The 25,605-nt window shown below is 37.7% G+C and carries 21 protein-coding genes and 2 rRNA genes; 7 read left to right on the top strand and 16 right to left on the bottom strand.

Annotated elements, in window-relative coordinates:
* Together E4F24_RS00905 and rrf are read left to right on the top strand one after the other, a co-directional pair.
* Window positions 1-301 (top strand): 23S ribosomal RNA (locus E4F24_RS00905); the annotation flags it as partial.
* 103 nt (window positions 302-404) lie between these two features.
* A 5S ribosomal RNA gene (gene rrf / locus E4F24_RS00910) occupies window positions 405-516 on the top strand.
* A gap of 379 nt (window positions 517-895) precedes the next feature.
* Here the strand turns inward: rrf and sucD are convergent.
* Both sucD and E4F24_RS00920 read right to left on the bottom strand, forming a co-directional pair.
* Entirely contained in the window at window positions 896-1,768 is an 873-nt protein-coding gene (gene sucD / locus E4F24_RS00915) for a succinate--CoA ligase subunit alpha (protein ID WP_136903279.1), read from the bottom strand.
* A gap of 80 nt (window positions 1,769-1,848) precedes the next feature.
* Entirely contained in the window at window positions 1,849-2,382 is a 534-nt protein-coding gene (locus tag E4F24_RS00920) for an RNA methyltransferase (RefSeq protein ID WP_140936730.1), read from the bottom strand.
* Between the two features lie 195 nt (window positions 2,383-2,577).
* On the opposite strand from E4F24_RS00920, the gene rpsT reads away from it, so the two are divergent.
* Window positions 2,578-2,832 carry a 30S ribosomal protein S20 gene (gene rpsT / locus E4F24_RS00925; protein WP_136903277.1) on the top strand — a complete coding sequence of 85 codons (255 nt, stop codon included), beginning with the start codon at window positions 2,578-2,580 and terminating at the stop codon, window positions 2,830-2,832.
* A gap of 99 nt (window positions 2,833-2,931) precedes the next feature.
* On the opposite strand, the gene E4F24_RS00930 is transcribed toward rpsT, so the two are convergent.
* Both E4F24_RS00930 and E4F24_RS00935 read right to left on the bottom strand, forming a co-directional pair.
* Window positions 2,932-3,726, bottom strand: coding sequence for a 3-keto-disaccharide hydrolase (locus E4F24_RS00930; protein ID WP_235891124.1), 795 nt, complete (start codon window positions 3,724-3,726; stop codon window positions 2,932-2,934).
* 120 nt (window positions 3,727-3,846) lie between these two features.
* Window positions 3,847-4,659, bottom strand: coding sequence for an AraC family transcriptional regulator (locus E4F24_RS00935; protein WP_140936732.1), 813 nt, complete (start codon window positions 4,657-4,659; stop codon window positions 3,847-3,849).
* Window positions 4,660-4,905: 246 nt separating this feature from the next.
* Between E4F24_RS00935 and E4F24_RS00940 the strand changes: the two genes are divergently transcribed.
* The gene (locus tag E4F24_RS00940) at window positions 4,906-6,396 is read left to right on the top strand and encodes a succinyl-CoA:acetate CoA-transferase ScpC (protein ID WP_140936733.1); all 1,491 of its coding nucleotides are present in this window, start codon (window positions 4,906-4,908) and stop codon (window positions 6,394-6,396) included.
* A gap of 1 nt (window position 6,397) precedes the next feature.
* Here E4F24_RS00940 and gldG read toward each other — a convergent pair whose 3' ends face one another.
* The 6 genes from gldG to E4F24_RS00970 form a co-directional block, all read right to left on the bottom strand.
* On the bottom strand, window positions 6,398-8,797 hold the full coding sequence (gldG, locus tag E4F24_RS00945; protein WP_140936734.1) for a gliding motility-associated ABC transporter substrate-binding protein GldG: 2,400 nt from the start codon (window positions 8,795-8,797) through the stop codon (window positions 6,398-6,400).
* Between the two features lie 111 nt (window positions 8,798-8,908).
* Window positions 8,909-9,487 carry a porin family protein gene (locus E4F24_RS00950; RefSeq protein ID WP_140936735.1) on the bottom strand — a complete coding sequence of 193 codons (579 nt, stop codon included), beginning with the start codon at window positions 9,485-9,487 and terminating at the stop codon, window positions 8,909-8,911.
* A 50-nt stretch (window positions 9,488-9,537) separates the two neighbouring features.
* Window positions 9,538-10,248 (bottom strand): ATP-binding cassette domain-containing protein, encoded by a 711-nt coding sequence (locus E4F24_RS00955; protein ID WP_140936736.1) that lies wholly within the window; start codon window positions 10,246-10,248, stop codon window positions 9,538-9,540.
* 4 nt (window positions 10,249-10,252) lie between these two features.
* A complete protein-coding gene (locus E4F24_RS00960) occupies window positions 10,253-10,783 on the bottom strand; it encodes a shikimate kinase (protein WP_140936737.1) in 531 nt (176 codons plus the stop codon).
* A gap of 1 nt (window position 10,784) precedes the next feature.
* Window positions 10,785-11,990, bottom strand: a complete 1,206-nt coding sequence (locus tag E4F24_RS00965) for a BT_3928 family protein (RefSeq protein WP_140936738.1) — start codon at window positions 11,988-11,990, stop codon at window positions 10,785-10,787.
* 6 nt (window positions 11,991-11,996) lie between these two features.
* Window positions 11,997-12,542 carry a DUF1599 domain-containing protein gene (locus E4F24_RS00970; protein ID WP_140936739.1) on the bottom strand — a complete coding sequence of 182 codons (546 nt, stop codon included), beginning with the start codon at window positions 12,540-12,542 and terminating at the stop codon, window positions 11,997-11,999.
* 206 nt (window positions 12,543-12,748) lie between these two features.
* On the opposite strand from E4F24_RS00970, the gene E4F24_RS00975 reads away from it, so the two are divergent.
* Entirely contained in the window at window positions 12,749-13,558 is an 810-nt protein-coding gene (locus E4F24_RS00975; protein ID WP_140936740.1) for a serine O-acetyltransferase, read from the top strand.
* Window positions 13,558-14,430 (top strand): cysteine synthase CysM, encoded by an 873-nt coding sequence (cysM, locus tag E4F24_RS00980; RefSeq protein WP_140936741.1) that lies wholly within the window; start codon window positions 13,558-13,560, stop codon window positions 14,428-14,430. The genes E4F24_RS00975 and cysM overlap by 1 nt, the downstream gene beginning before the upstream one ends.
* A gap of 50 nt (window positions 14,431-14,480) precedes the next feature.
* On the opposite strand, the gene E4F24_RS00985 is transcribed toward cysM, so the two are convergent.
* Window positions 14,481-15,173, bottom strand: coding sequence for a hypothetical protein (locus E4F24_RS00985; protein ID WP_140936742.1), 693 nt, complete (start codon window positions 15,171-15,173; stop codon window positions 14,481-14,483).
* A 196-nt stretch (window positions 15,174-15,369) separates the two neighbouring features.
* Between E4F24_RS00985 and E4F24_RS00990 the strand changes: the two genes are divergently transcribed.
* On the top strand, window positions 15,370-16,509 hold the full coding sequence (locus tag E4F24_RS00990) for an MBL fold metallo-hydrolase (RefSeq protein WP_235891125.1): 1,140 nt from the start codon (window positions 15,370-15,372) through the stop codon (window positions 16,507-16,509).
* A gap of 35 nt (window positions 16,510-16,544) precedes the next feature.
* Here the strand turns inward: E4F24_RS00990 and E4F24_RS00995 are convergent, their stop codons facing one another.
* The 5 genes from E4F24_RS00995 to E4F24_RS01015 all read right to left on the bottom strand — a co-directional run bounded on the left by E4F24_RS00995 (window position 16,545) and on the right by E4F24_RS01015 (window position 25,421).
* Entirely contained in the window at window positions 16,545-17,729 is a 1,185-nt protein-coding gene (locus tag E4F24_RS00995; RefSeq protein WP_140936743.1) for a C1 family peptidase, read from the bottom strand.
* Window positions 17,730-17,804: 75 nt separating this feature from the next.
* Window positions 17,805-21,578 (bottom strand): ATP-binding protein, encoded by a 3,774-nt coding sequence (locus tag E4F24_RS01000; RefSeq protein ID WP_216629107.1) that lies wholly within the window; start codon window positions 21,576-21,578, stop codon window positions 17,805-17,807.
* A 192-nt stretch (window positions 21,579-21,770) separates the two neighbouring features.
* On the bottom strand, window positions 21,771-22,544 hold the full coding sequence (locus tag E4F24_RS01005) for a succinate dehydrogenase/fumarate reductase iron-sulfur subunit (RefSeq protein WP_140936745.1): 774 nt from the start codon (window positions 22,542-22,544) through the stop codon (window positions 21,771-21,773).
* 117 nt (window positions 22,545-22,661) lie between these two features.
* Window positions 22,662-24,596 (bottom strand): fumarate reductase/succinate dehydrogenase flavoprotein subunit, encoded by a 1,935-nt coding sequence (locus E4F24_RS01010; protein WP_140936746.1) that lies wholly within the window; start codon window positions 24,594-24,596, stop codon window positions 22,662-22,664.
* A 48-nt stretch (window positions 24,597-24,644) separates the two neighbouring features.
* A complete protein-coding gene (locus E4F24_RS01015; protein ID WP_140936747.1) occupies window positions 24,645-25,421 on the bottom strand; it encodes a succinate dehydrogenase cytochrome b subunit in 777 nt (258 codons plus the stop codon).
* Window positions 25,422-25,605 lie beyond the last annotated feature (184 nt).

Here is a 25,605-nt window from a genome sequence, read left to right on the forward strand (position 1 = left end):
TCAGAACGTCGCGAGACAGTTCGGTCCCTATCTGTTGTGGGCGTTGGAAGTTTGAGTGGATCTGACCTTAGTACGAGAGGACCGGGTTGGACTGACCGCTGGTGAACCTGTTATGCCGCCAGGTGTACTGCAGGGTAGCTACGTCGGGAATAGATAAGCGCTGAAAGCATCTAAGTGCGAAACTAGCCACGAGATGAGACTTCCTTATAGGGTCGTAGTAGATGACTACGTTGATAGGCTATAGGTGTAGAGATGGAGACATCACAGCCGAGTAGTACTAATAGCCCGAAGCTTTCCAAGCGGATAGTTGCTGTTGTTTTCTCGAATGTATTTCTTTCTTTCGATAGTCATTAGATAGTATGTATGGGATAGATGATCCCGGTAGATGATACTATTAAAGATATTCAGGTGCCTATATCGGCGGTGTCTACCTCTTCCCATTCCGAACAGAGAAGTCAAGCCCGCCAGAGCCGATGGTATTGCCGTAACAGGTGGGAGAGTAGGTCGGTGCCTTTTTTTATACAGAGCCCTTGCTGGAAACAGTAAGGGCTCTTTTTTTTTGTTATCTGCTATTATAATAATACAGCTTCTCCTGTTATACTCTATTAGATGAATCAGATACTATTGCTGCTCCTGGCAAAAGTCAATTCTATTAAGATGTTGTGATTGTAAAGGAAGACTAAGTAATGGAAATACAAAAGGAGGAGTGAAAGCTACATTTTAAAGATCCATTAAGAAGAATTAATGGCTATTATATAGCGCGATGGTAGCTGGTTTAAATTGATAGATGATATTGCCAATGCGCCCCATTCTTAGGAAAGAATAAATGGAGATTCAATATATAAGAAAAGCTCGAAATTATTTCGAGCTTTTCTTATATTAAATAAATAAGTGTTTATTTTGCTAGTTCTTCAGCGATAGCTTTCCCAATTTCTGCAGGAGATTCTACCACGCGAATGCCACATTCTGCCATGATTTTCATTTTCGCTGCAGCCGTATCGTCTGCACCACCAACGATTGCACCGGCATGTCCCATACGACGTCCCGGAGGCGCTGTTTGTCCGGCGATGAAACCAACTACTGGTTTTGTTCCGTGCTCTTTAATCCAATGAGCGGCTTCTGCTTCCATTCCACCACCGATTTCACCAATCATAATGATCGCTTCAGTTTCCGGATCATTCATTAATAGTTCTACTGCTTCTTTCGTAGTAGTACCGATAATAGGATCACCACCGATACCGATAGCTGTAGTAATACCCAACCCTGCTTTTACCGTTTGGTCAACAGCCTCGTATGTTAATGTACCTGATTTAGAAACTACACCTACATTACCTTTTTTGAAGATAAACCCTGGCATGATACCAATTTTAGCTTCTTCAGCAGTGATAATACCTGGACAGTTGGGACCGATTAAGCGTGAATTTTTATCACTTAAATATGATTTTACCTGAATCATATCCTTAGTAGGAATACCTTCAGTAATACATACAATTACTTCAATACCTGCAGCTGCAGCTTCCATAATAGCATCGGCAGCGAAAGCAGGAGGTACGAATATGATAGAAACATTAGCACCAGTTTTGTCTACGGCATCTTGTACAGAATTGAATACAGGACGATCGAGGTGAGTTTGACCTCCCTTGCCAGGAGTTACACCACCAACAACTTGTGTTCCGTACTCAATCATTTGACTTGCGTGGTAAGTACCTTCGGTTCCTGTAAAACCTTGTACGATAACTTTAGAATCTTTATTGACTAATACACTCATTTGTTCTGATTTTTTGCATAGCAAATCTACCATTTTGCATTGACTTTCGAAAATTTGCTTGGTTATAAATGCCAAATAAATTATCGAAATTTCATTTTAGTCACAAAATCCCACAGTACCATTCCGATCGTTACGGAAACATTAAAAGAATGTTTGGTTCCGAATTGCGGAATTTCAATACAAGCATCTATTATTCCCATAATTTCTTCGCTTACGCCATTTACTTCATTACCAAATACCAAGGCATATTTTTCTGAAGAGAGTGGTTCGAAATTGTTTAACATAATGCTTCCTTCTGCTTGTTCTACGGCAATAATTTTATATCCTTGTTCCTTTAGGGTTAGTATTGCTTGCAAGCTGTCTTTCTGATAAGTCCATTTGACGGATTGGGTTGCGCCTAATGCTGTTTTCTCGATTTCACGATGTGGCGGTGTAGCGGTGATACCACAAAGAAAAATTTGCTCTATAGCAAATCCATCTGCTGTTCGAAAAGATGATCCCACGTTGTGCATACTACGTACACTATCTAATACAATGGTAATTCGTGTCTTCTCCTGGTTTTTGAAAGTTTCTAGATCTGTACGGTTCAATTGATCCATCGATAATTTTTGCATATCTTCGAAATTAAAAATTCAAAAGTAAAGATTATCTTTGATGCGCTTGCTAAAGCTCAAATAAAAAATCAAAAAAGAGTAGTTGGATAGAAATAATGAAATAAACTTTAAAATAGATTTTGAATAATGGAATTAACTCGTTATTTTTGCAGTCCGAAATATAGTAAAATAAGAAAATAAAATTAGCTAAGAGAAATGGCAAATCATAAATCAGCGATCAAAAGAATTAGAGCTAACGCTGCGAAGCGTCTAAGAAACCGTTACCAAGCAAAAACAACGCGTAACGCAATTAAGAAATTACGTACTACTACTTCTGCAGAAGAAGCACAAGCATTATTGCCTCGTGTAATTTCAATGCTTGATCGTTTGGCTAAGAAAAACGTAATTCACAAGAAAAAAGCTTCTAACAATAAATCTAAATTGACTAAATTAGTTAATAAATTAGGTTAATTTTTGGACACGGAAATAAGAAGGGATGTATTCATTTACATCCCTTTTCTTGTTGTGCAGATAATGTAAAGGACCGACTCTATCAGTCGGTCTTTTACGTTATTTAATGATTTGTTGGATGATGCTATTTAGCTTTTCCGGATTCTTTTTATAAGCAGATAGATCATATAATTCTACTTTTCTGAAGTCAATGGGATGGCTCTCACTCTGCAGGTAAATATAGCCTTCTGTTAATGCTTTGCCATCTGTTTTTACATGTTGGTCAAAATTAGATACACTACCGCCTCCAATCTGGGGTTTAGTATATTCTAACACGGTTTTGCCTTCTAGTACATGTCGTATAATAGAATCTCCCAGTACAACGAATTCTGCTGTTACCCATTGATCTCCATGGTATGTCTTGGAGGTAGAGCTGGTACAGTGTGGTGTAAAAAGTTCATTCATGTAGTGTACATGGGTACCCGGAGTGCATAGGTTAGATGTAGTACGCTCGGATGTACCATCACCACCCAGGAATTGTCCTTCTATCGAAATTGGAAAATCCTGATCTTTTAACATGCTTTGTGGCGATTGTCCATGAAGCATCGCGCCACTATTACGCCACGCCCAGCCTTCACCACCTTTTACTTGTTCGCCTACAAACCGATATTCGATACGGAGTATATAATGTCCGAATGGCTTATTGTAGGCTATGTGTCCATATTGGCGATTGAAATCATCATAACCATCATATCTTACTTTTAATAATCCGTCTTCTACACGGAACGTTTGGGCATAGTTTTCACCGGTTTGGTGAAGTCGGATCTTTGGCGTCCAATCGTTCATATCCTTTCCGTTAAAAAGTTGGATAGGAAGAGGGGGTGTTACATTTGGATTATCAACACGGGAATTCATTCCGCATGATATAGTTGATAGTGTAAACAGGCTTAGTATTAAGGGGTTTAATTTCATATATATGTATTTACTTGTGAACTTGTAAGCTCGGTTATCTGTTATTCATACTGGGATAAATGGCTATATTAACGTGTTTTTGTTTTTGACGTAATCACTGGGTCTCACACCGATAATTTTATTGAATGTATTGCTGAATGTAGGTAAGCTACTATATCCCACTTTTAATGCGACTTCGTTGATGCTTAATTTATCATCTAATAGAAGTTGTAAAGCTGTTAGCATTCTTAAGATCGTATAGTATTGGATGAAGGACATATTTAGCTCTTTTTGGAATAAACGGGCTAATGTACGTTCACTAAGATCAAATTTTGTAGCTAGTGTTTTAAAGTTGATATTTTTGGAAATATTGGCTTCTAGAAATGCAACGATATCTTTCAATATTTCGTGTTGTGGATAGGGTAAAGCCAACGGGAGTTCGGAACTTGAAAGCTCAGGTAATACCAGTTTAAACGCTTTTGCGATTGCGTATTTAGTTTCTTCTGCCGGGAGTATATTACCATTCCATCGGTTTGTAAACATAATCAGTTCAATAAGAAGGTCGTTCACGGGGTAGATGTTGATTTTGTCGTAAAAATCTGTATCTGTCTCAAATGTTGGGAAATAGAGGTTACGCATAACTACATTTGGAGAACTGGGATGGATGCTGTGTTTTATATCTGGAGGGATCCATATATAATGTCTTGCGGGTAGAAAATATGATTTGTGAGATGTTTTCAGAAATACAACTCCTCCTTCTGTATATAGGAATTGACCTTTCTTGTGCTTATGTTCGGTAATTACACTATTGCCTAAAAGCGCGTGGTGACAATATATGCTATCTGCAATGGCATCTACTTCAGTTATGTAATATTTATTTACATATTCCTTCTCCATAAGTCCTTATATTAATCTTTAAATCTCCTTAATTTTAGCTAGAAAACCAAAAAAGTAAGGCATTATTAAGAAGTTCGTAGCAAGAATGTTTCATTAATTACGTAATTGCTATATTTCTTCGATAAATATAAGTATTCAAAGCTAGAGGGGAATCGATAAAATGCCAATTGTGATATTAGTTAATATTGTAAGTCATTTTTATAGATGGGATAGCTACTTATATTTGACAACAAATTGAATTATAAAATGGCATACGAAAGAATACGTTTAGCAAGTTTGAAAGATAAAGTAATGCCTGCGGAGCAGGCAGCTCTTCTTATTAAGAACGGTATGGTGGTAGGTTCGAGTGGTTTTACAAAAGCAGGGGACAGCAAAGCTGTTCTTCCGGCATTTGCAGCGCGTGCAAAGCGGGAAAATCTAAAAATAACATTAATGACTGGTGCGTCATTAGGTCATGATACGGATGGTAAATTGGCGGAAGCGGGGGCATTATCTAAGCGTATGCCTTTTCAAGTGGATCGCACTTTACGTAATAAAATAAATGCAGGGGAAGTATTATTTATCGATCAGCATCTAAGCGAAAGTGCCGAATTGCTGCATAGCAAAAACTTACCCCCTGTTGATATTGCTGTGATAGAAGTTGCTTTTATCGACCGGGATGGAAGTATTGTTCCCACCACTTCGGTAGGTAACTCGGTGACATTTGCTGCATTGGCGAAGCAGGTTATTTTGGAAATTAATACAGCTGTATCTGAAGATGTGTATGGTATTCACGATATTTATCAGGCAGAAGATTATCCTCATCGCAATGTTATCCCTATTGTAGCACCTTGGAATAAGATTGGACGCAAAACTATTCCCTTGGATCCCAGTAAGGTTGTAGGTATCGTATTTACCGATATGTTGGATAGTCCGGCTGATATAGCGGTAGCTGATTCGAAAACTACGGCTATTGCAAAACATATTCTGAATTTTTTTGAAAATGAAGTGCTTCTTGGTCATTTGACGGATCGCCTTTTGCCTATCCAAGCAGGGATTGGTAAAGTGGCAAATGCGGTATTGATGGGGTTTAAAGATAGTAACTTTTATGATCTCACCATGTTTTCAGAGGTATTGCAGGATAGTACGTTTGACTTGATCGATGCCGGTAAATTAAGCTTTGCCTCGGCTTCTTCTGTTACCGTATCTGCAGATTGTTACCAGCGCGTATTCGGTGATTTGCAAAAGTACAGGGAAAAGTTTGTTTTACGACCGCAAAATATTTCGAATACACCGGGTTTAATTAGACGTTTGGGGATTATTGCGATTAATACGGCAATCGAATTTGATCTATATGGTAACGTGAACTCCACGCACATTTCAGGTTCGAATATAATGAATGGTATAGGTGGATCAGGAGATTTTGCACGTAATGCTTACTTAAGTATTTTTGTGACGCAGGCGGCTTCAAAAGAAAATGCAATCTCGCATGTATTGCCGATGGTGTCGCATGTGGATCATACAGAGCATGATGTAGATATTTTGGTTACGGATGTTGGACTAGCTGATTTAAGGGGGTTAGCACCTCGTGAGCGTGCTCAAAAGATTATAGACAACTGTGTACATCCAGATTATAAGGAACAGCTACAATCGTATTTTAGCCGTGCCTGCGAACGTGGAGGGCATACCCCACATTTATTGGAAGAGGCTTTCAGCTGGCATTTGCGGTTAGCGGAAGCTGGTACGATGAAAAAATAGGTTATATGTATTTCTTCTTGCGTATATATTGTTGAACGAAACCGATAATGAATAAGAGAAGGAGCGGAAACACGATGTTAATCACTTGCCATTCCAGTTTTTCTTCTCTTACTTTCGCTTGATCGAGTAAGCGGAGCTTCACTTCTCTATTTCGCAGTGAAATCAAGCTTTCTTCATTCATGAGATAATCAACGATATTTTCTAAGAATATTTTGTTGGCAAATTGTTGTTCCGTATAACGGTCCCAACCCAAAGGATAGGGAGATTGATCTTTTGTATTTACTTGATTTATTAGCCAATCTCCATCGGAGATTATGAGCATTTTTGCAGGATTTGAGATACTCGATAGATCGACCGGGGATATGATACCGGATGGGGTAGGGCGATTTTCAAAGATATAGGGGAACTTTCCGGAAAGTAATACAGCAACAGGTTCGGATTTTGTCCGGAATTTAGTGGGATCAGGTTGTTCTTCTACCATTTGTAAGGATAGCGTAGCAGGTGTATTAAGTAAGCGGGTAAAAGGGGAGGTTTGCAAAATCACTTCTTTTTTTATTCCTGCCGTTGCAATGGTGTCTATGGTGCCAATAAATTCGGTGTATATCCCATCTAAGTTTTTGACGACGGGATGTGTGCTGGTCGGCATGAGAATGGGAAAAAAATACCAGGGAGCGAGTTCAATCTGCGCTTTTCCGGCAATATTTCCAACTGATAATGGGATCTGCCCACAGTTTAGGTCGGCTACCATATTGTAGTTCAAACGGGCTCCGTATAGGAAAAGTTGGTCATCTATATTTAACTGCCTTCCTATTAGAGGCTGGCTACCTTTTGATCTTAGGTTTTCAAGACTGGCATCGAGCTGATCGATGGCCCAAATGACACTCCCTCCGTGGCGGATAAAAAAGTCTAATTTGTACTTTTCACTTTCCGAGAAAGGTTGGGTAGGTTTAACGATGACAATAACCTGCATCTGCTTCAATCCGTTAAAATCTATGGAATCCAAATTAACTCTTCCTACTTGATTTCCTACGGTGAGGGTATGTATCGCATCGTATAGTTCCAAATCACTGGGTTCACCATGTCCTTCGGTAAATCCGATATAGGAGTTTTTTGCTGCTACAACTTTTCTAATTGCTGAAGCATAAGCATATTCCAGGTTTTGGATGGAATTGTTTAAGACCTGTTCGGGATTTGCTCCGGTTTTATTTTGAAGTAGGTTAACATTGACCTCCAAGTCTTCGGTATTGATAATTGCGGCAGGGAAAATGAGCTTCTGGGAAAATCCGCTTTTGGATTTTACGCTTAAATTGGTGGGGTAGAGCCCTCGGTTTATCAGCGCTTGTGTATATTCCTGTTGCTGATTTTGATCTCCTTGCAGTGGGTCAACCAGATTTATTTTGATACGTCCATTAGAATATGTCCTTAGGTCGGAAGCCATATCGATGGCAGCCCGGCGTAATCGGTTGAATCCACCGGGTAGATCTCCGTCTAAGAAAATCGTAATGTAAACCTCTTTTTCCAAGTTTTTAACAAGGTCTTTTGACGCTTCTGTGAGGGTGAAACGCTTGTCTTCGGTAAAATCTATCCGGTCGAATTGATTGTAAAAAAAGGATTGGTTTAGAAGTAATAGGATGACGATTGTTGTCAAATAAACTGTAAATGTTTTTTTTCGCGGGTTAAAAAAACTACCCAAATGACCGATGGAAAATGTCAGGAATAGAATGGAAAAACTAACGAAATAAATAAAATCCTTGGCTGTTAAAACCCCTCTGCTAACTGCATCGTAGTGGGATTGTATGCCTGCATTGTTTAGGTGGTCGGCAACTGCTGCAAAAGCTGTCAGCTGAGCTATGGACGTAATGCCATAGTAGGCAATGAAACAGAGAAATACCGAAACTAAAAAAGCTATAATGGGATTTTGTGTAAGGGATGAGCAAAAAATACTTAATGCAACAAAAGCACCGGAAAGTAATATTAGTCCGAGATAGGAGCCGATAGTTGCTCCTAAATCAATGTTACCCTTCGGAAATGCAAGTAAATAGATCGTAACCGCGTAGACTATTGTTGGCAATATGGCTAGTATAACAATGGTCAAACTGCCTAAATATTTTCCGATAACAATTTGCTTCAATGAAATAGGCCTACTCAAGAGCAGGTCGTATGTGCCATCAGCTTTTTCTCCGGCAATACTACGCATTGTAATAGCGGGAACTAAGAATAAAAGTAAATAGGGCGTAATTGTGAAGAAGCCTTCTAACGAAGCATAGCCTGTGTCTAAAATAGAAGAATCGGGAAAAAACCATAACACAAGGCTTGTCAAAAGGAGAAATAACCCAATGGCTAAATATCCGATGAGCGAATTAAAATAACTTGCTACCTCTTTTTTGTAAATGCTAAACAATACTTTTTATTTTTAATTTGCTTCGAAATTAGGAAAATGATTGCGCTAAAGCAAGAGAGCACAGATCCTCGTGATCTGTGCTCTCTCAAGTTGTATAAAATTAAGTGGTTTTTATCTATTTCCCGGCAAGTATATCTGGAAACCAACTCCAACTCCTAATCCAGTTGCTTTGTCTGCACCACTGACATTCGCTTTGGAATAATTGTATCCAAATGTTGCTTCTAAAGCTACTGTCTGTGTAATGAAATGTGCATACCCCACATTTGCACCTGCAGTAAACGTGGCTCCACTACCTGGAGAACTACCTGCTATACCGACAGAACCATGGCCAAAGAAACGTCCTGTCGAACTTGCACCACCTGGAAAGTAGTAGCGTACAAAAGGAGCAACTCCATATCCCCATGTGTTATCGTCATCTTTAAAAGTTTTCAATGAGAGCGTAGCTTCTGCACCGATAGCCAACCCGTCTGATATAAAATACCCTGCACGCGGATTTACAGCCGCATTGAAAGAATTTCCTTCAAAGCTATATCCAATACTTCCAATGGATCCACCGACTAACCAATTCCCGGCTTTTATAGGAGTAAGACCTACATTTGCTGAGGTTTGGGGTGTGGTGTTGATCTGCTGGGCATTTGCTAGGGAAATAATACCCATAGCTACCGCGAATGATAGTAAATATTTTTTCATGTCTTTGTTCTTTTAGTTAGTTTATAAACAACAAGCCGAAAAAAAAGTTTTTAGGAACGGGTAAGTTGAACGAAAATTTCCTCCATACTTTGATTGGGAAATCTTATGGCGGCGTCAGATTTAAGGAAGTGATCTTTCACTATTCCTTTATTGAGGATAATGATTTCATCACATAGGATTTCTACTTCCTGCATAATGTGTGTAGATAATAGCACTGTTTTGTTTTTGCTTAATTCTTTGATGAGTGCTCTTATTTCCAATATTTGATTGGGATCGAGTCCGGACGTAGGTTCGTCTAAAATTAAAATTTGAGGATCATGTATAATAGCCATTGCAAGACCAACACGTTGTTTGTAGCCTTTGGATAGCTGATGCACTCTCTTGTGTCGTTCTTGTGTTAGACCGGTGAGCGATATTACTTCTTGGATTCGGTTTTTAGGATTTGGAATCTGATGTACATTGGCTTCAAACGTTAATATTTCCTGAACGTACATATCCATATATAGCGGATTATTCTCGGGAAGATAACCGATTGTTTTCTTTGCGTTGATCGGTTCAAGCTGAATATTGATGCCGTTTACAACACATTCTCCCTGGTCAAAAGGAAGAATACCCGCTAAAATTTTCATCGTGGTAGACTTTCCTGCACCATTCGGACCAAGAAAACCAATGATATGATTGGATTGGGTTTCAAAATTTATGGATGCCAATGCTTTTTGACTGCCATAAGTTTTAACGAGATTTTTTACCTGAATGGACATACGCTTAATATTGGATATCCTCTTCCTGATGTTTGTGTATAAGTTCGATGATGTCTTCTAATGTGGTGTGGATTTGCTCGAACTTGATATGTGCTTGCTCATAATATCTTTTTCTTTCATGGAGTTTATTTTCGATGAAAGCTAATAGACTTTCGCCGGATAACCCTTTTAATACAGGACGTTTATTGACATCGGATTGACTTAGTCTCGCATAGAGTGATTTTGGTGTATGATAAAGATATAAAGAGAGTCCGTTGTTGTTTATCCACTCCATATTGTCGTAGAAACATGGTGTTCCTCCTCCTGTAGAAATTACAGCATACTTGTCTAGTTGTTTTTTTAGGAATTTGCGTTCTAATTCACGGAACTGCTGCTCTCCATATAGTGCAAAATATTCGGGAATAGACATTGCAATATGTGCCACAATTTCGTGGTCGAGATCGATAAATGGGACTTGCAGTGATTGTGCGATTTTCTTACCCCAAGTCGTTTTACCGCTACCCATAAACCCTACTAAAAATATTGGCCTTCTCATATTATTGACCTTGAAAATAAGTTTTTTCTAAATTTTCTTTGTTCGGAAATGATTGTTTCGACCATTTATTGATTACTACACCGTTTTGTAGAAGTAATATCCCGGGATTGGATCTAACCATGCTTTTTAACGGGACAGCGTCAGCATAAAAGATCTCTAGGACTAAGTTTAATTGATCATTCAGGTAGCTGGCATCGTTAGAGGAACTTGAGGTTAGCAATGTGGCTCTAATATTGTAATCCTTGGAAAGATCCCGTATGGTTTCATTAAGATTATCTAAGGCAAGGAAATCTGTGGGTGACAATTTTGTTACATCTGTGCTTACGACTACAAAATTGTAATAGGGATTTGTGATGATTTCTTGAGTTACATTGTTACCTTCTGCATCGGAAATATTCAGATCAGAGATCGCTACTTGATACCCTTTTTTTATTAGCCTGGATTTTGGCTCGCCGATAATTTCCCAGTTTTCATCTTCCCATATTTTTTCATCCATATACACCTTGTCCGTCACCTTCTTGTTTTCACCTGTAGTTTTATGCTTTAGCGAATAGATATGTTCGTATTCATCTTGGGGTGCGTCTTCTGGAATCTCCATTAGTTTTGGTATATTATTACCGACTTTGTAGGGTAAGAAGTCAATGAACGGTAAAAAATAGACGGTATATATGCCGATTCCGAAGGAAGCAACAATAATTAAAAAGGTGATTAAATTGCCGGAGAAACTGTTTTTAATGATGGACTTTAGTTGTGCCCTGTAAACGAATATATATAGTATGAAAGCTAATAGGACAAGGTCTTTTATAAAGGATTGCCACGGTGTAAGTGGAATTGCATCTCCGAAGCATCCGCATGCTGTCACTACTTCAAAAAAGGCTGAATAGAATGTTAAAAACGTAAAAAAAATAATTAAAAGTAACAATCCCCAAGCAACTTTTTTGCCGGCAATTCCAAGTAATAGCAATGCGCCTAGAATAATTTCCGATGCACAGATAATTACTGCAACGGATGTGCTGTAATCATTCAGAAAATTTATATGAAAAACATGAAAATATTCTTGTAGTTTAAAACCGAATCCCATAGGATCATTGGCCTTGATTAATCCGGAGAAGATAAAAAGTAAACCTACAAATAATCGTGACACCCAGAGCAAGGGGTTGGGCTTTTCGGATCTGGTATTATAAGCGGTGTAATATGAAGTTGACATTTCGTTCTATTTTTGTTCAGCTAATCCTAATTTTATTAACGCAAATACAGCATAATTTAGCATGTCTTGATAATTGGCTTTCAATCCTTCTGAAACTAAAGTCTGACCATCGTTGTCTTCGATTTGTTTGATACGATGGATTTTCATTAAAATGAGATCTGTCATGGATGAGGTGCGCATATCACGCCATGCTTCACCGTAATCATGGTTTTTGGCGAACATTAAGTCTCGTGTCTCATTTACCTTTTCGGTATATTGTTGAGTGACCCATATTGGATCAAGGTTTTCTTCTCCATCCTCGCCGAGCTCAAGTTGCATCAGTGCAATAACACAATAATTAATGATACCGACATACTCATCGATAATGCCTTCACCTACTTTGGATATTTTTTTTATTTCGAGCGTCCGTATACGCTGAGCCTTGATATAGATCTGATCTGTGATCGATGAAAGTCGTAAGATACGCCAGGCTGTACCATAATCTTTCGTTTTTTTGATAAATAAATCCTGACAATAGTTTATTACATTATTGTATTCCGTAGTCGTGTCCATATAAAATTTTATATTGCTGTATAAGCAAAGTATTGGCACAAACTTAGAGAAAATGCTTTGCATTCACGAAAGCCTAATGGAAAAAATACTATTCGTATTAGTTGCGTATTGATTTTGGATAAAAATTAGTTCTATAGACTTGGTGGATTTTATCAAAAGGATTATTACCTTTGATTGTCTGGAGAAGTATATCTCTGGTAAACATTATGAAAGATTTTTATCATCATTTATATCAGAAGCAACTCGAAGTCCAGGATATGCCGAGTAATAGACGTATTGCCGAGTGGGCTACGCATGTGCTTCACCTGTTATTTCCAGAGCGGAATTCGAAAAGTTTCCAAAGTGTGGAAGAAATAAAATTAGCGTTCGAACAGGCCGAAGTTGAATTATTTGAACTCCTGCTGAAAACTAAAGCATGCTCACACTGTGATAATCGAAAAGTCGCTGAAGTTTTTTTTATGGAGTTGCCACAGATTTATGCACGCATGTTGACGGATGCTCAGGCAATAATGGACGGTGACCCGGCTGCACGAAGCATCAGGGAAGTAATTCGAACATATCCGGGATTTACTGCTATCTGTATGTATCGTATAGCACACCAACTTTGGATACTGGGCGTGCCCTTGATCCCACGGATTTTGACGGAGCATGCACATTCTAAGACGGGTATAGATATTCACCCGGGTGCCAGGATTGGCGAATATCTATATATCGATCACGGTACCGGGCTTGTAATTGGCGAAACCTGTATTATTGGGAATCATGTGAAATTATACCAAGGTGTCACGTTGGGTGCGCTGAGTGTTACAAAATCAATGGTGGATACACAGCGTCATCCTATTATTGAGGATTATGTGATTATCTATGCAGGGGCAACTATTTTGGGAGGAGAAACGGTAGTCGGCCACCATTCCATTATTGGAGGTAATGTATGGTTGACCAACAGCGTAGAAGCGTATACCACGGTATATCATTTACCCAATTCAAAATTTATCGACTCAAAACCACTTGTATAATGGGAAATATAATTGACTCTATTGGCAACACACCGTTGGTAGAAATTACCTCGTTTCATTCCAATCCGAAGGTACGAATTTATGCAAAAATGGAAGGAAATAATCCGGCGGGCTCGGTAAAAGATCGCGCTGCATTGAACATGATCCGCTCGGCTTTAGAAAGGGGAGAAATCACAAAAGATACCAAGCTTATTGAAGCTACAAGTGGCAATACGGGTATTGCGTTGGCGATGATTGCCGGCATGTATGATTTGAGTTTAGAACTGGTCATGCCATCTACTTCTACGCGCGAGCGTACATTGACGATGGAGGCCTTTGGAGCGAAAGTGACCTTGTTAGATACGATGGAAATCTGTCGTGATTATGCAGAGGAAAAGGCAGCGACTGGAGAATATTTTATTCTGAATCAATTTTCCAATCCGGATAATTATAAGGCACACATTAAGACTACCGGTCCTGAAATCTGGCGTGATACGGAAGGTAAAATAACACACTTTGTAAGTGCAATGGGTACTACAGGTACCATAATGGGAAATTCTATTTTCTTAAAGGACAAAAATCCGGCGATCCAGATTATAGGTTGTCAGCCTACTGAAGAATCTTCCATTCCGGGGATTAGAAGATGGCCTGAGGCTTATTTGCCGAAAATATTTGATGCCTCAAGGGTGGATAGGGTTATCGATATTTCTCAACAGGATGCTACCGAAAAGGCACGGGAGCTTACGAAAAGGGAAGGCATATTTTCGGGTATGAGTACAGGAGGAGCTTTTCATGCTGCGCTGCAGGTTGCGAATGAAATCGAAGAGGGTGTGATTGTATTCATTTCCTGCGATCGCGGAGATCGATACCTAAGTTCCGATTTGTTTGGATAGGTTGTATTAGTATGGGGTACTAGGTATTAAGACAATGCTTTTTTTTACTTTTATTCCCTGCTCCAGATCTCGTATAGTGGATCTCCTTTTGAACTGTTTCCAGAGTGATGCCATTCGTTATCTTTGATTTCTCCTTTGAAATTCAGATGATTGCCTACACGCGAATTATCACGGGAAAAGAAAAGTAGATGTTCGGTATATTGCTGGTCTTTGTGTGTGTAATGGCCACCGCCTGTACCATAGAAGCCTTTTACAGCGGGGTTGATCGCGACCCATTGAAAATAGCCATCTACTAGGATTTTTATTGTTTTTCGGTCTCCACGTCGTATGGTACTTATTTCATTTCCCTGTTTCCGCCCGCTAATTCGCCATACACCATCAAGATCCTGAACTTTGGCAGGCTGCTTTTTGTAAACAGTCCCTTTTTGATCTTTGAGATTAGTACCATCTAGTTGTATTGGCAATTCTTGTGTTGTACCAACTTCACTGCTGTCCTGATCGCTGTATTCTAGACTGATGGAAAGCGTTTTTCCATCATATTTAAAAGGACCTCCTTTTGTAGAGAGATACGCTTTATCCTGATAGACGATCTGCGAACTGTAACCGTCTGCAAAAAGCCACAAGGTATTTAGATTCGATGTCTTAGCCTGATATACTCCATTTAAGGACGATGATGACTGGGAAGAAGCAGGAATTGTAAAGAGCATGCCTATTCCGAAAATGATAGCAGATAGCGATTTCATGTTTATAATGTGTTGGTATTGTTAAAGATATGTAAAAAACATCAAAAGATGTGTTTATCAATGTTGTTAAACGTTGGGCAATAGTGCCGCATATTAGATAACACCCGATAGTTACATTTGGTTTTATTTTATTTCTACATTAAATCAACAGTTCGTACAAATTCCGCGATTGCTTATTTTGTATTTTAGCACCGAAATGAATAGTATTAAAAAACATAGATACAGAAAGATGTGCATTTTCTTTATTATAATTGCTGTTTTGTTAGGAGTTGGGATTGTCTTTTTAAAGCACCCGCTCTTTGGTAAAGTGGCATCAGGGGAAAGGCTTGAACGTATAAAACAATCCAAAAATTATCGCGATGGCGAGTTTCAAAACCTATCGCATACGCCTGCAATGGCGGAAGGTGTTTCTTATTTTAGTGTGATAAAGGAATTACTATTTGCTAAAGTAGAGGAAGCTTATCCAATTGACAGTATACCACACGTAAAAACAGATTTAACGGAATTGCCGACTGATATGGATGGGTTAGTTTGGTTCGGACATTCGTCTTATTATATGCAGATAGAAGGAGTGAAGTTTTTAGTTGATCCGGTATTCACTAAGAATGCTTCGCCTCTTTATGGTACTAATAATGCTTTTAAAGGAGCGGATCTGACACTTTCTGGAGATATGCCTCGTTTGGACTACTTAATTATTACACATGACCACTACGACCATTTAGATTATACTACTTTTCGACAGCTTAAAGACAAAGTAAGTCATGTTATTTGCCCCTTGGGAGTTGGCGAGCATTTGGAGTTTTGGGGATATCCTTCTGAACAAATAACAGAATTGGACTGGTATGAAACTACAAAGTTAAAGAATAACATGTCGCTTACTTCTACGCCGGCAAGACACTTTTCAGGCCGATCTTTTAAAAGAAATCAAACGCTTTGGACATCCTTTGTGTTAAAAGCAGCGAATTTGAAGATATTCGTAGGTGGGGATAGCGGATACGACACGCATTTCAAGATGATTGGTGAAAAGTATGGGCCATTTGATTTTGCAATTTTAGAGAATGGACAATACGACTATAAATGGAAATACATTCATATGATGCCGGAGGAGGTGTTGCTGGCAACACAAGATTTGTCCGCTAAACGTGTATTACCCGTTCATTCCGGGAAATTTAAACTCGCTAACCATCCTTGGAAAGAACCTTTGGAAAAAGTGACATCGTTGAATGATGACGGTCCAAGACTCCATATAATAACACCCAAAATAGGAGAACTGGTTGATTTTCGAAATGAAAATCAGGTGTTCGAAAGCTGGTGGAAACAGGAGGAATGTAAATAAAGAAGGTGGTTGAAAAAACCACCTTCAAATAGTATTTAAATGCCTAGCTTCGATCTAATTTCTTTTTGTATAGAATTTTTATGGACTAGGATTGAAATTGTTTTATAGCGAACAAATTCTTTCGTAACATACATATATCCTTTATAATCGTTGGATTCACCCCATGAATTTTTAACGATATAGTATTCTTTTCCATTTTGATCTTTTACTATTCCTACGATGTGCATACCATGATCATCGGTTGTTGAGTAATCATCAAATGCAGTCTGACGTTGAGCAGGAGTAATTTTTGCTTCTGGTTTCGGGCCATTAAACATGTTTTCCTGTTCTTCTTTTGTCATCTGCTCAACCGGTTTTTCAGGAACAAATGCTACACCATTTTTCCAGCTAAAGGATTTTTCTGATACATCAGAAGCCCATGCTACCGTATATCCATTCTGTAAGGCATTATCAATAATGCTTGTCAAATCGTTGATTTGTACATTATAAAAGCTCTCAAAAGACCAGTTGTCTGGAATAAGAAGGACAAATGGTTTGTAATATGCATAAGCATCAAATGAAGATATACCTACATAGTCGTCCGGATTGATACCTACAACTTGATCTGCCCATGTACGTGGTGTGTATGTTTTACCATTGTATTGGAATTCTTTAGGAGGAGTTCCCAAATAAGCGTTCATTACCCCTGTTACGGCATTTTGCCAGTTAGGTGTTAATTTTTTGTTTTTCACAATATTCTCGTTCATACCTTGTACGATATTGCTCATTTCTGAGAAATTGTTTCGGGTTTGTCCTTCTTGGAGTCCAGTGTACACTTCTCTGGGTACAGCTCCGTATTGACGGAATATTGTTAACACGTCATGTAATTGACCACCCTCGCCTTGAGCTTGGTCACCATGTAGTCTTACGTAATTTTTGGCTTTTTCTAGATAGGTATAGTAGGCTGTGAAGATCTGAGAAATCTCAATAGGTTGTTTTCCCATTCGAATCATTTCAGATTCAAGGAAAGAGTTTCCAGAATAGGACCAACATGTACCTGATGAACCTTGATCTTTAATGGAAGTATTTCTAAGGTTGATAACCTCAGTGAAGGTAAAACCTTCTTTACTTTTGTCACTTACATTCGTCTTTAAAGCATTAATTAGATTGTCCTGTGCATACGAATGAGCCGTGTAGGACAACAATGCGGCTGCAACAAATAGAGATTTTCTCCAATTCATAATTTATTAAAATTTAATTCGCACGAATATAGTTGATTAAACAATTATTTCTTTGCTGTTTTTGTAAAAATATTATTATAAGTCTTCGGGTTCATTTATTAACGGCAGCTGAATATAGAAAGTTGTTCCAATATTTAATTCGGTTTCAAATTTAATACTTCCGCCCATTCCATCAATAGTTTGTTTTACAAAGGCGAGTCCTAATCCTGTGCCTGAGCTTTTAGTGGTAAAGTTTGGTCTAAATATATTGGGTAAAGCATCGTCTGCTATGCCTAATCCGTTATCCTTAACTTGTACTTCTATCCAATAATCTGGCATGGGATTGATTAAAATGGCAATCCGGTGTTTGCGTTTTGTAGGACTAGCTTCAATGGCATTTTTGATCAGGTTATTGAATGATCTCAGTAATTGGTTGCGGTCTCCCAATACGGTAATGCTTTTTAAGTTGGTATTATTAGCCAGTTGAATGACGGTATTATGATTATTGTTGTATAAATCGATAGATTTTGATATTTTTTCGATTAGATTAATTTCAACTAACTTGGTCTCAGGTAGTTTTGCAAAGGCAGAGAATTCAGATGCAATGCGTGATAGCGCGTCTATTTGTTCAATAAAAGAAGTCGATATGCGTTCGAATCGTTCCTCCAGTTTGGGGTCTTTTTCATAGAAAGATCGGCTAAGTTGTTGGATACCCAATTTCATGGGGGTAAGTGGGTTTTTTATTTCGTGGGCAATCTGTTTTGCCATTTCTCGCCAGGTTATTTCTCGTTCTGCATTTCGAAGCTGTTTGGCATTTTCCTCTAGTTTAATCAACATATAATTATATTCCTTAATTAAGGCGCCTATTTCATCATTTTTCTCCCAGTATAGTGGTTCATTTGGTTTACCGCTTAAATTTGTCTGAGATAATTTTTTACTAATAATATTAAGTGGTGCTGTAATTTTGTTGGATATAAATGCTGAGAAGAACGCAAAGGCAATAATAATAATGGTATAGATGTTCAGAATGGTATTCAGAATAATATTCTGATTCGAAGTGTCTTCTTTTTTAGCAGCATAGTAGGGGACACTCAAATAGGCAATCGTCTGGTATTCACTGTTTCGAATGGTGGAATAGGTAGCAGAATATACGAAATTTGCTATCCTTTCCGTGTGTAAAGTTTCTGTCTTTTTCAGTACATTTAGATCAATATACGCATCTTGATTGATGTACTCGGATAATAATTTTTGATCATAAATCTTGGGTTGTGTCGAATAAATTAATTTTCCGTTCTTATTGTATAAATTAAAGTCGGTGACGAGAATATCGGTGAGATACTGAAGAATGCTTTCCAACCGATCAAGGGGAACTGTATTGGAATATGAAATTGTATTTTCTATCCGCTTACTTACTTCAGAAATATAATTCAATCTGTCATTTTTCTTATTGTTTTCAGACTGATAACTTATGCTGAAAAAAGTAATAATGCCGGAAATAATAATAGCAAATAATACGGATGCGACGACCAGCGTTTGTATGCGTGTACTATATTGAATATTACTGAACAGTAATCGGAATTGATATTTTAGGTTTTTAAATTTAAATCTTTTTGAGCTGAAAACAGCATATATTGAATTAAAGAACTTTAATATGGTCGTCGAAATGTATAAAATTAAAAAGGAAAGTGATACCACCGCTATAAATTCCCAATAGGATTGAAAGGGTTTACTTACAATAATAGTCGTAAAAGAATTGGGTTTATACAGCATGTGGTGGAAACCAAAGCTATCATTTAATTTGATAAATTCATTTTCATTTTTAGGATATTCTTTGTCTGTATTTGGATAAGTGTATTTTCCATTTTGGGTAATGAGAGATCCATTTTTGTACAGTGCAAAGCTATCTTTATTGATGTTCTCCTGATTAATAAAGTTTAGTCTGTTATCCGTTAGAATAACGGGGTAGGGAATGGTTGGACTGAATGCTTTGTTTTTGAAATTTAGAAACAACAATGCGTTTTGTGTTTCACTAATGGGGAGGGCTATTTGGGCAAAATATTCATGTGTGCCGATTTCACTCGCGACTTTGTAAAAGTATTCTGTTTCATTTAGACGAGATGATCTGCTGATCACTTTTTCTCGATATTCATCTATTTTGTTTTTATTGTAATTCCCCAGTGAATTATTGTCCAAATAATAATAGCCTTGGAATTCATATTTGGAAAGGTATCCACTTAAATATTGTCTTTTTATATATTCATCGATAAAACTAACTTCTTTAGCGGAAATACCTAACGTAAAGAGATGTTTTAGTTTTTGGTCATTCAGGATGTCATCTTCGATCTCGCTGAATAAGGTAATGGCATTTATGTCATCTTCGGCTTCTAGATTGGCCAAGATAAGCTTCATCTCTTCTTCTTGGTTGATTTTCCAAGCTTCTGTGTATTTTATGGTAGAAATCAAGGCTATTAATACTAAAGCTGCAATGTGAGAAGAGAAGTTGCTCTCATGTATTTTGTGATTATCAAAGGACCTGATCATAATCAATAGCGCTACAATAACATTGAATAAGCTAAGGTCTTCGCAGAGTGCTGAAATGATGATCGCTTGTACCAATACAAATAATTGGATATTGAGATTGGTAGTAGTTTTTTCTACTATTTTTTTACCCAAGTCTAGCACCAGATCAGAGAAGACGACTAATGACAATACATTTAGACAATAAATAGCAGTAAATACAAGAGTAATAGAATTCAGGTCTAGTAAATGGGTTAAGTCATTATTCCTTACCGAAGTATTTGTCGTTAATGTGTTCAGTTGAAAAAAAACAGCATTAAAAAGCAAGTATAATAAGGATAGTAGTAGATAATAGACTACTGTTCCTCTAACTGTTTTTATAATTGATTGGGGAATGGTGAGAAACTTCTTAATGGAGATAAGGTAGCAAATAAACCATAGCATACTTATGCTATTGATAATAAACGCCCACAGGTGAGGGAAGAATTTATTATAGGCATAGTACTTTGGGTCAAAAATTGCTAAGCTTGAATTCTGTGCAAGCCAATTTGTTTCTAGATCTACTAATCGTATTCCGATGATAACAGCTGCAAACAATAATACAGACAACCAACTTCTGCCTTTTTTTGCTAGTTCATAGCAGATATTACTCATCAGAATAGTAAAGAGCAATGTGCCGAAAATCCAGCAAATAAATTGGATTTGAATAAAAATATTATTGTGTTTTCCAGGTTTTAATTTTACGGAAAAGAGATATGTTTTATTTTTAGAATAGATATTCCGAATACTTCCGGTATCATTAAATTCAGCAATTTCTAAATTCTCCGTTTTCAATATCCAATCAAAAAAGGAGTTTTTTAGATATTCATTATTTGTGTTAAAATTTCTTTTAACAGGTAGTAGTGCTAATACCGTTATATTTCCGTCTATTTGTTTTTGTCGAACAATAAATGAACGATTATCTGATTTGATGAAATTTATATCGTTTTTTAGACCGCTGTGCGTCTCTGGTACGTACACGTTCGAAACCCAATAAACGGGTTTATTATTTTTATATATATAAAGATGTATAGATTGTTTCGCGTAATTTTTAGCATATCCTCTTACTTGAAGGGGGTATCTTTCAAAGTTGCTCAGTGTTTTTAATAATAGGGTATCCGAGAAAAGCTTGTTAATGACATCTTCCTTTTGATGAATATTCTTGGTTAGGGTTTTTGCGTCAAGTTCCAAAAGATCTTGTTTACCTACTCGATTGTGAACGGTAATGGCCGTTGCTACGAAACATAAGGTAAGAAGAAGTAATAGAATTCGAATTTTATATCCCATTTTAAGATTGGCTATGCAATTAAACATAGTAAACTTAGATAAAATGCTTTGCATTCACGAATACCAAATCGAAAAAATTATATTTTCGATTTACCTGCGGTGAGCTCCTTGCGGTCGGTTTTCCTCTGCCTTCGAGAACTTATTTACAGAGGAAATATAACTAAAAAAGTCCTCGTAAATATTTTTACGAGGACTTTAAATGGTATAATATAGAAGAAATTAATTATGAATATCTTCTTCTCTAAAGAATTTTGCTGTCAAATATTCTCTATTCATACGAGCGATATTTGTTAATTTAATACCCTTAGGACATTCCGCTTCGCAAGCCCCTGTATTTGTACAGTTACCGAAACCTTCTGCATCCATTTGATCTACCATAGCTTGGGCACGTTCATAGCGTTCGGTTTGACCTTGAGGTAATAAGGCAAATTGGGATATTTTGGCCGACACAAAAAGCATAGCGGAAGCATTTTTACAGGCTGCTACGCAAGCTCCACATCCGATACAAGTAGCCGATTCAAATGCTTCATCAGCAATGCGTTTTGGGATTAAGATATTGTTTGCGTCCTGAACTCCACCTGTGTTTACATTTACATATCCTCCGGCTTGTTGGATGCGATCAAATGCTGTACGGTCTACCGCCAAATCTTTCAATACAGGGAAAGCAGCTGCTCTCCAAGGTTCGATGACAATAGTTTGTCCATCATGAAATGAACGCATGTGAAGCTGACAAGTCGTGATTCCGTATTTAGGTCCATGAGGGCGGCCGTTAATTACTAACGAACACATGCCACAGATTCCTTCGCGACAGTCATGATCAAAATATATAGGATCTTCTCCTTTACGTGTTAGATCATCGTTTACAATGTCAAGCATCTCTAAGAAGGACATATCATCTGCAATGTCATTTGCTTGAATAGTCACGAATTGACCTTTCGATTTATCATTTTTTTGACGCCATACTTTCAGCGTTAAATTCATATGTGCACTCATATCTATATAGTATTGAGTATTGAGTATTGAGTATTAAGTATCGTGCATGCCTTTTGGTGGGATGGTATTAAGTATAGAGGTCTTCTATACTTTGTACTTAATACGTTGTACTCCATACTATTTATAACTTCTTTGTGTTAACTTAACGTTTTCGAATACTAATTCTTCTTTGTGAAGAACTTCTGGTTGATCGTTACCTTTATACTCCCATGCTGATACGTACGTGAATTCTTCATCGATACGTAATGCTTCACCTTCTTCAGTTTGTGACTCTAAACGGAAGTGTCCTCCACAAGATTCTCTACGATTCAATGCGTCATCTACCATTAGTTCTCCCAGTTCAATAAAGTCGGCTACCCGGCCTGCTTTTTCAAGAGACATATTCAATTCTTCGTTCTCACCTAAAACTTTGGTATTACTCCAGAATTCTTTTTTCAATTCTTGGATTAACCCTTTGGCTTTAGTAAGTCCTTCGGCAGTACGTGCCATACCACAGTACTCCCACATGATATGACCCAATTCTTTGTGAATGTCGTCAACAGTTTTTTTACCTTTTAATGCTAATAAGGCATTAATTTTTTGCTCTACTTCTTGACGGGTTTGTTCGAATGCCGGATGATTTTTATCTACTGGATTAAAGTTTCCTAATTTTGCTAAATAATCACCGACTGTGTACGGAATTACGAAATAACCATCTGACAAACCTTGCATTAATGCAGAAGCACCTAGACGATTAGCACCGTGGTCAGAGAAGTTACATTCTCCTAGTGCATAAAGACCTGGAACTGTTGTCATCAAATTGTAGTCTACCCACACACCACCCATGGTATAGTGAACGGCAGGATAGATACGCATGGGTTGTTTATAAGGATTCTCGTCAGTGATCTGGTAGTACATGTCAAATAAATTGCCATATTTAGCACGTACCGTATCTTCGCCTAAACGTTGGATAGCGTCTGCAAAATCTAGAAATACAGCGACACCTGATTTACCTACACCTCGGCCATCATCTACGGCTTCTTTTGCATTCCTTGAGGCTACGTCACGAGGAACCAAATTACCGAATGAAGGGTATTTACGCTCTAAGAAGTAATCTCTGTCATCTTCTTTAATATCTGCTGCTTTCAGTTCTCCTTTTCGCAATTTAGCGGCTAATTCTGTTGTTTTAGGAACCCATACACGACCATCATTGCGTAATGATTCTGACATTAATGTCAATTTGGACTGGTGGTCGCCTGTCACAGGAATACAAGTAGGGTGAATTTGCGTATAACAAGGATTTGCAAAGAAAGCTCCACGTTTGTGAGCTCTCCAAGCTGCCGTTACGTTACATCCCATTGCATTTGTAGACAAGAAGAATACGTTTCCATATCCACCTGTACACAATAATACGGCATGTCCTTCGTGAGCTTCGATTTTCCCAGTTACCATATCACGGGTGATGATACCACGTGCCTGCCCATCAACCTTCACGAGGTCAAGCATTTCATGACGAGTGTACGATTGAACTTTACCTTTTTGAATTTGACGATTTAACGCGGAATATGCACCCAATAAAAGTTGTTGTCCTGTCTGTCCACGTGCATAAAATGTACGTGATACTTGTGCACCTCCAAATGAGCGGTTGTCCAGTAATCCTCCATATTCACGCGCAAAAGGTACGCCTTGAGCAACACATTGGTCGATAATACTTGTCGACACTTCGGCTAAACGGTAAACGTTAGCTTCACGTGCACGATAGTCTCCACCTTTGATCGTGTCATAGAATAAACGGAAGACGGAGTCTCCGTCATTTTGATAATCTTTTGCGGCATTAATACCACCTTGTGCTGCAATTGAGTGTGCACGGCGAGGAGAATCTTGGTAACAAAATGTTTTTACATTGTAGCCTAATTCTGCCAGTGAGGCAGCAGCAGAAGCTCCGGCTAAACCTGTGCCAACAACGATAATTGTAAATTTACGTTTGTTAGCCGGGTTAACTAGCTTCATTTCAAATTTATGTTTTGACCATTTTTCAGCCAATGGGCCTGCAGGTACTTTTGAATCTAACATATTCTTTATTTATTTTAATAGATTTGCGCAATGCGCTATCTTAAAATATTACTTAATGAAATAAAAATATAATGGCATTAATGCAAATGCAACGGGGATAACAATACCAAATATCCAAATCCCTAAAAATCGAATAATAGGCACATATTTCTTATGATTAAAGCCTAATGTTTGAAATGCAGAACCAAAGCCATGTATTAAGTGAAATGCTAAGGCAGCCATTGCAATAACGTATAACGCAACCAAACAAATGTTTTGGAATGCGAAATCAACTTGTTTGTACAAGTCACGAGCTCTTGTTATCTCCACACCATTTTCAGTAATTACCGAATATTCCGTGAAATCAGCAGCTTGCAATTCGTGGGTCGTGACGGTGCCTGTAGAAAGGTCTTTATGGTATTCTACATAAGGTACCTGATCGTTATGGTATTTCCACCAAAAGTTTTGTAAATGAGTAGCTAAAAATACTAAAATGATAGTACCTAATATACCCATATTGCGAGAATTCCATTTACTGTTTGCTTGGCCATTATATTGTTTATATCCAACAGGCCTAGCTTTTTTATTATTCATCGACAATACTATTGCATAAACAGCATGAATGATAATAGAAGCATAAAGTAAGTAAGAAACTACTTTAATAGGTGTAAAATGTGTCATGAAATATGCGTAATTATTAAACGCATACCCGTCATCGCATTTAAATAACTGCAAGTTACCGATCAAGTGAATAACTAAGAACGTACATAAAAATAGTCCTGTTAAGCTCATGATCAATTTCTTCCCAATAGAAGAACTTAAAACTGGCTTTGATTTACTACTCATTATCCTTATAATTTATTTTAAGTGCAAAAATATCTATTTACTTTATAATAAATCCTGTTATAATACAAAAACCTATAATTTAGAATTGTTCTAATCTTTTGGTATGAAAAAGGAGGTGTCTAAGTCCAGTGTTCCCAAAAGTTAGATACTTTTTTGGGGACACTGCATTTTTAGACAGCCTCCT

It is taken from the genome of Sphingobacterium lumbrici (genome assembly GCF_006476045.1).
In the GTDB taxonomy this organism is placed as follows: Bacteria; Bacteroidota; Bacteroidia; order Sphingobacteriales; family Sphingobacteriaceae; genus Sphingobacterium; species Sphingobacterium lumbrici.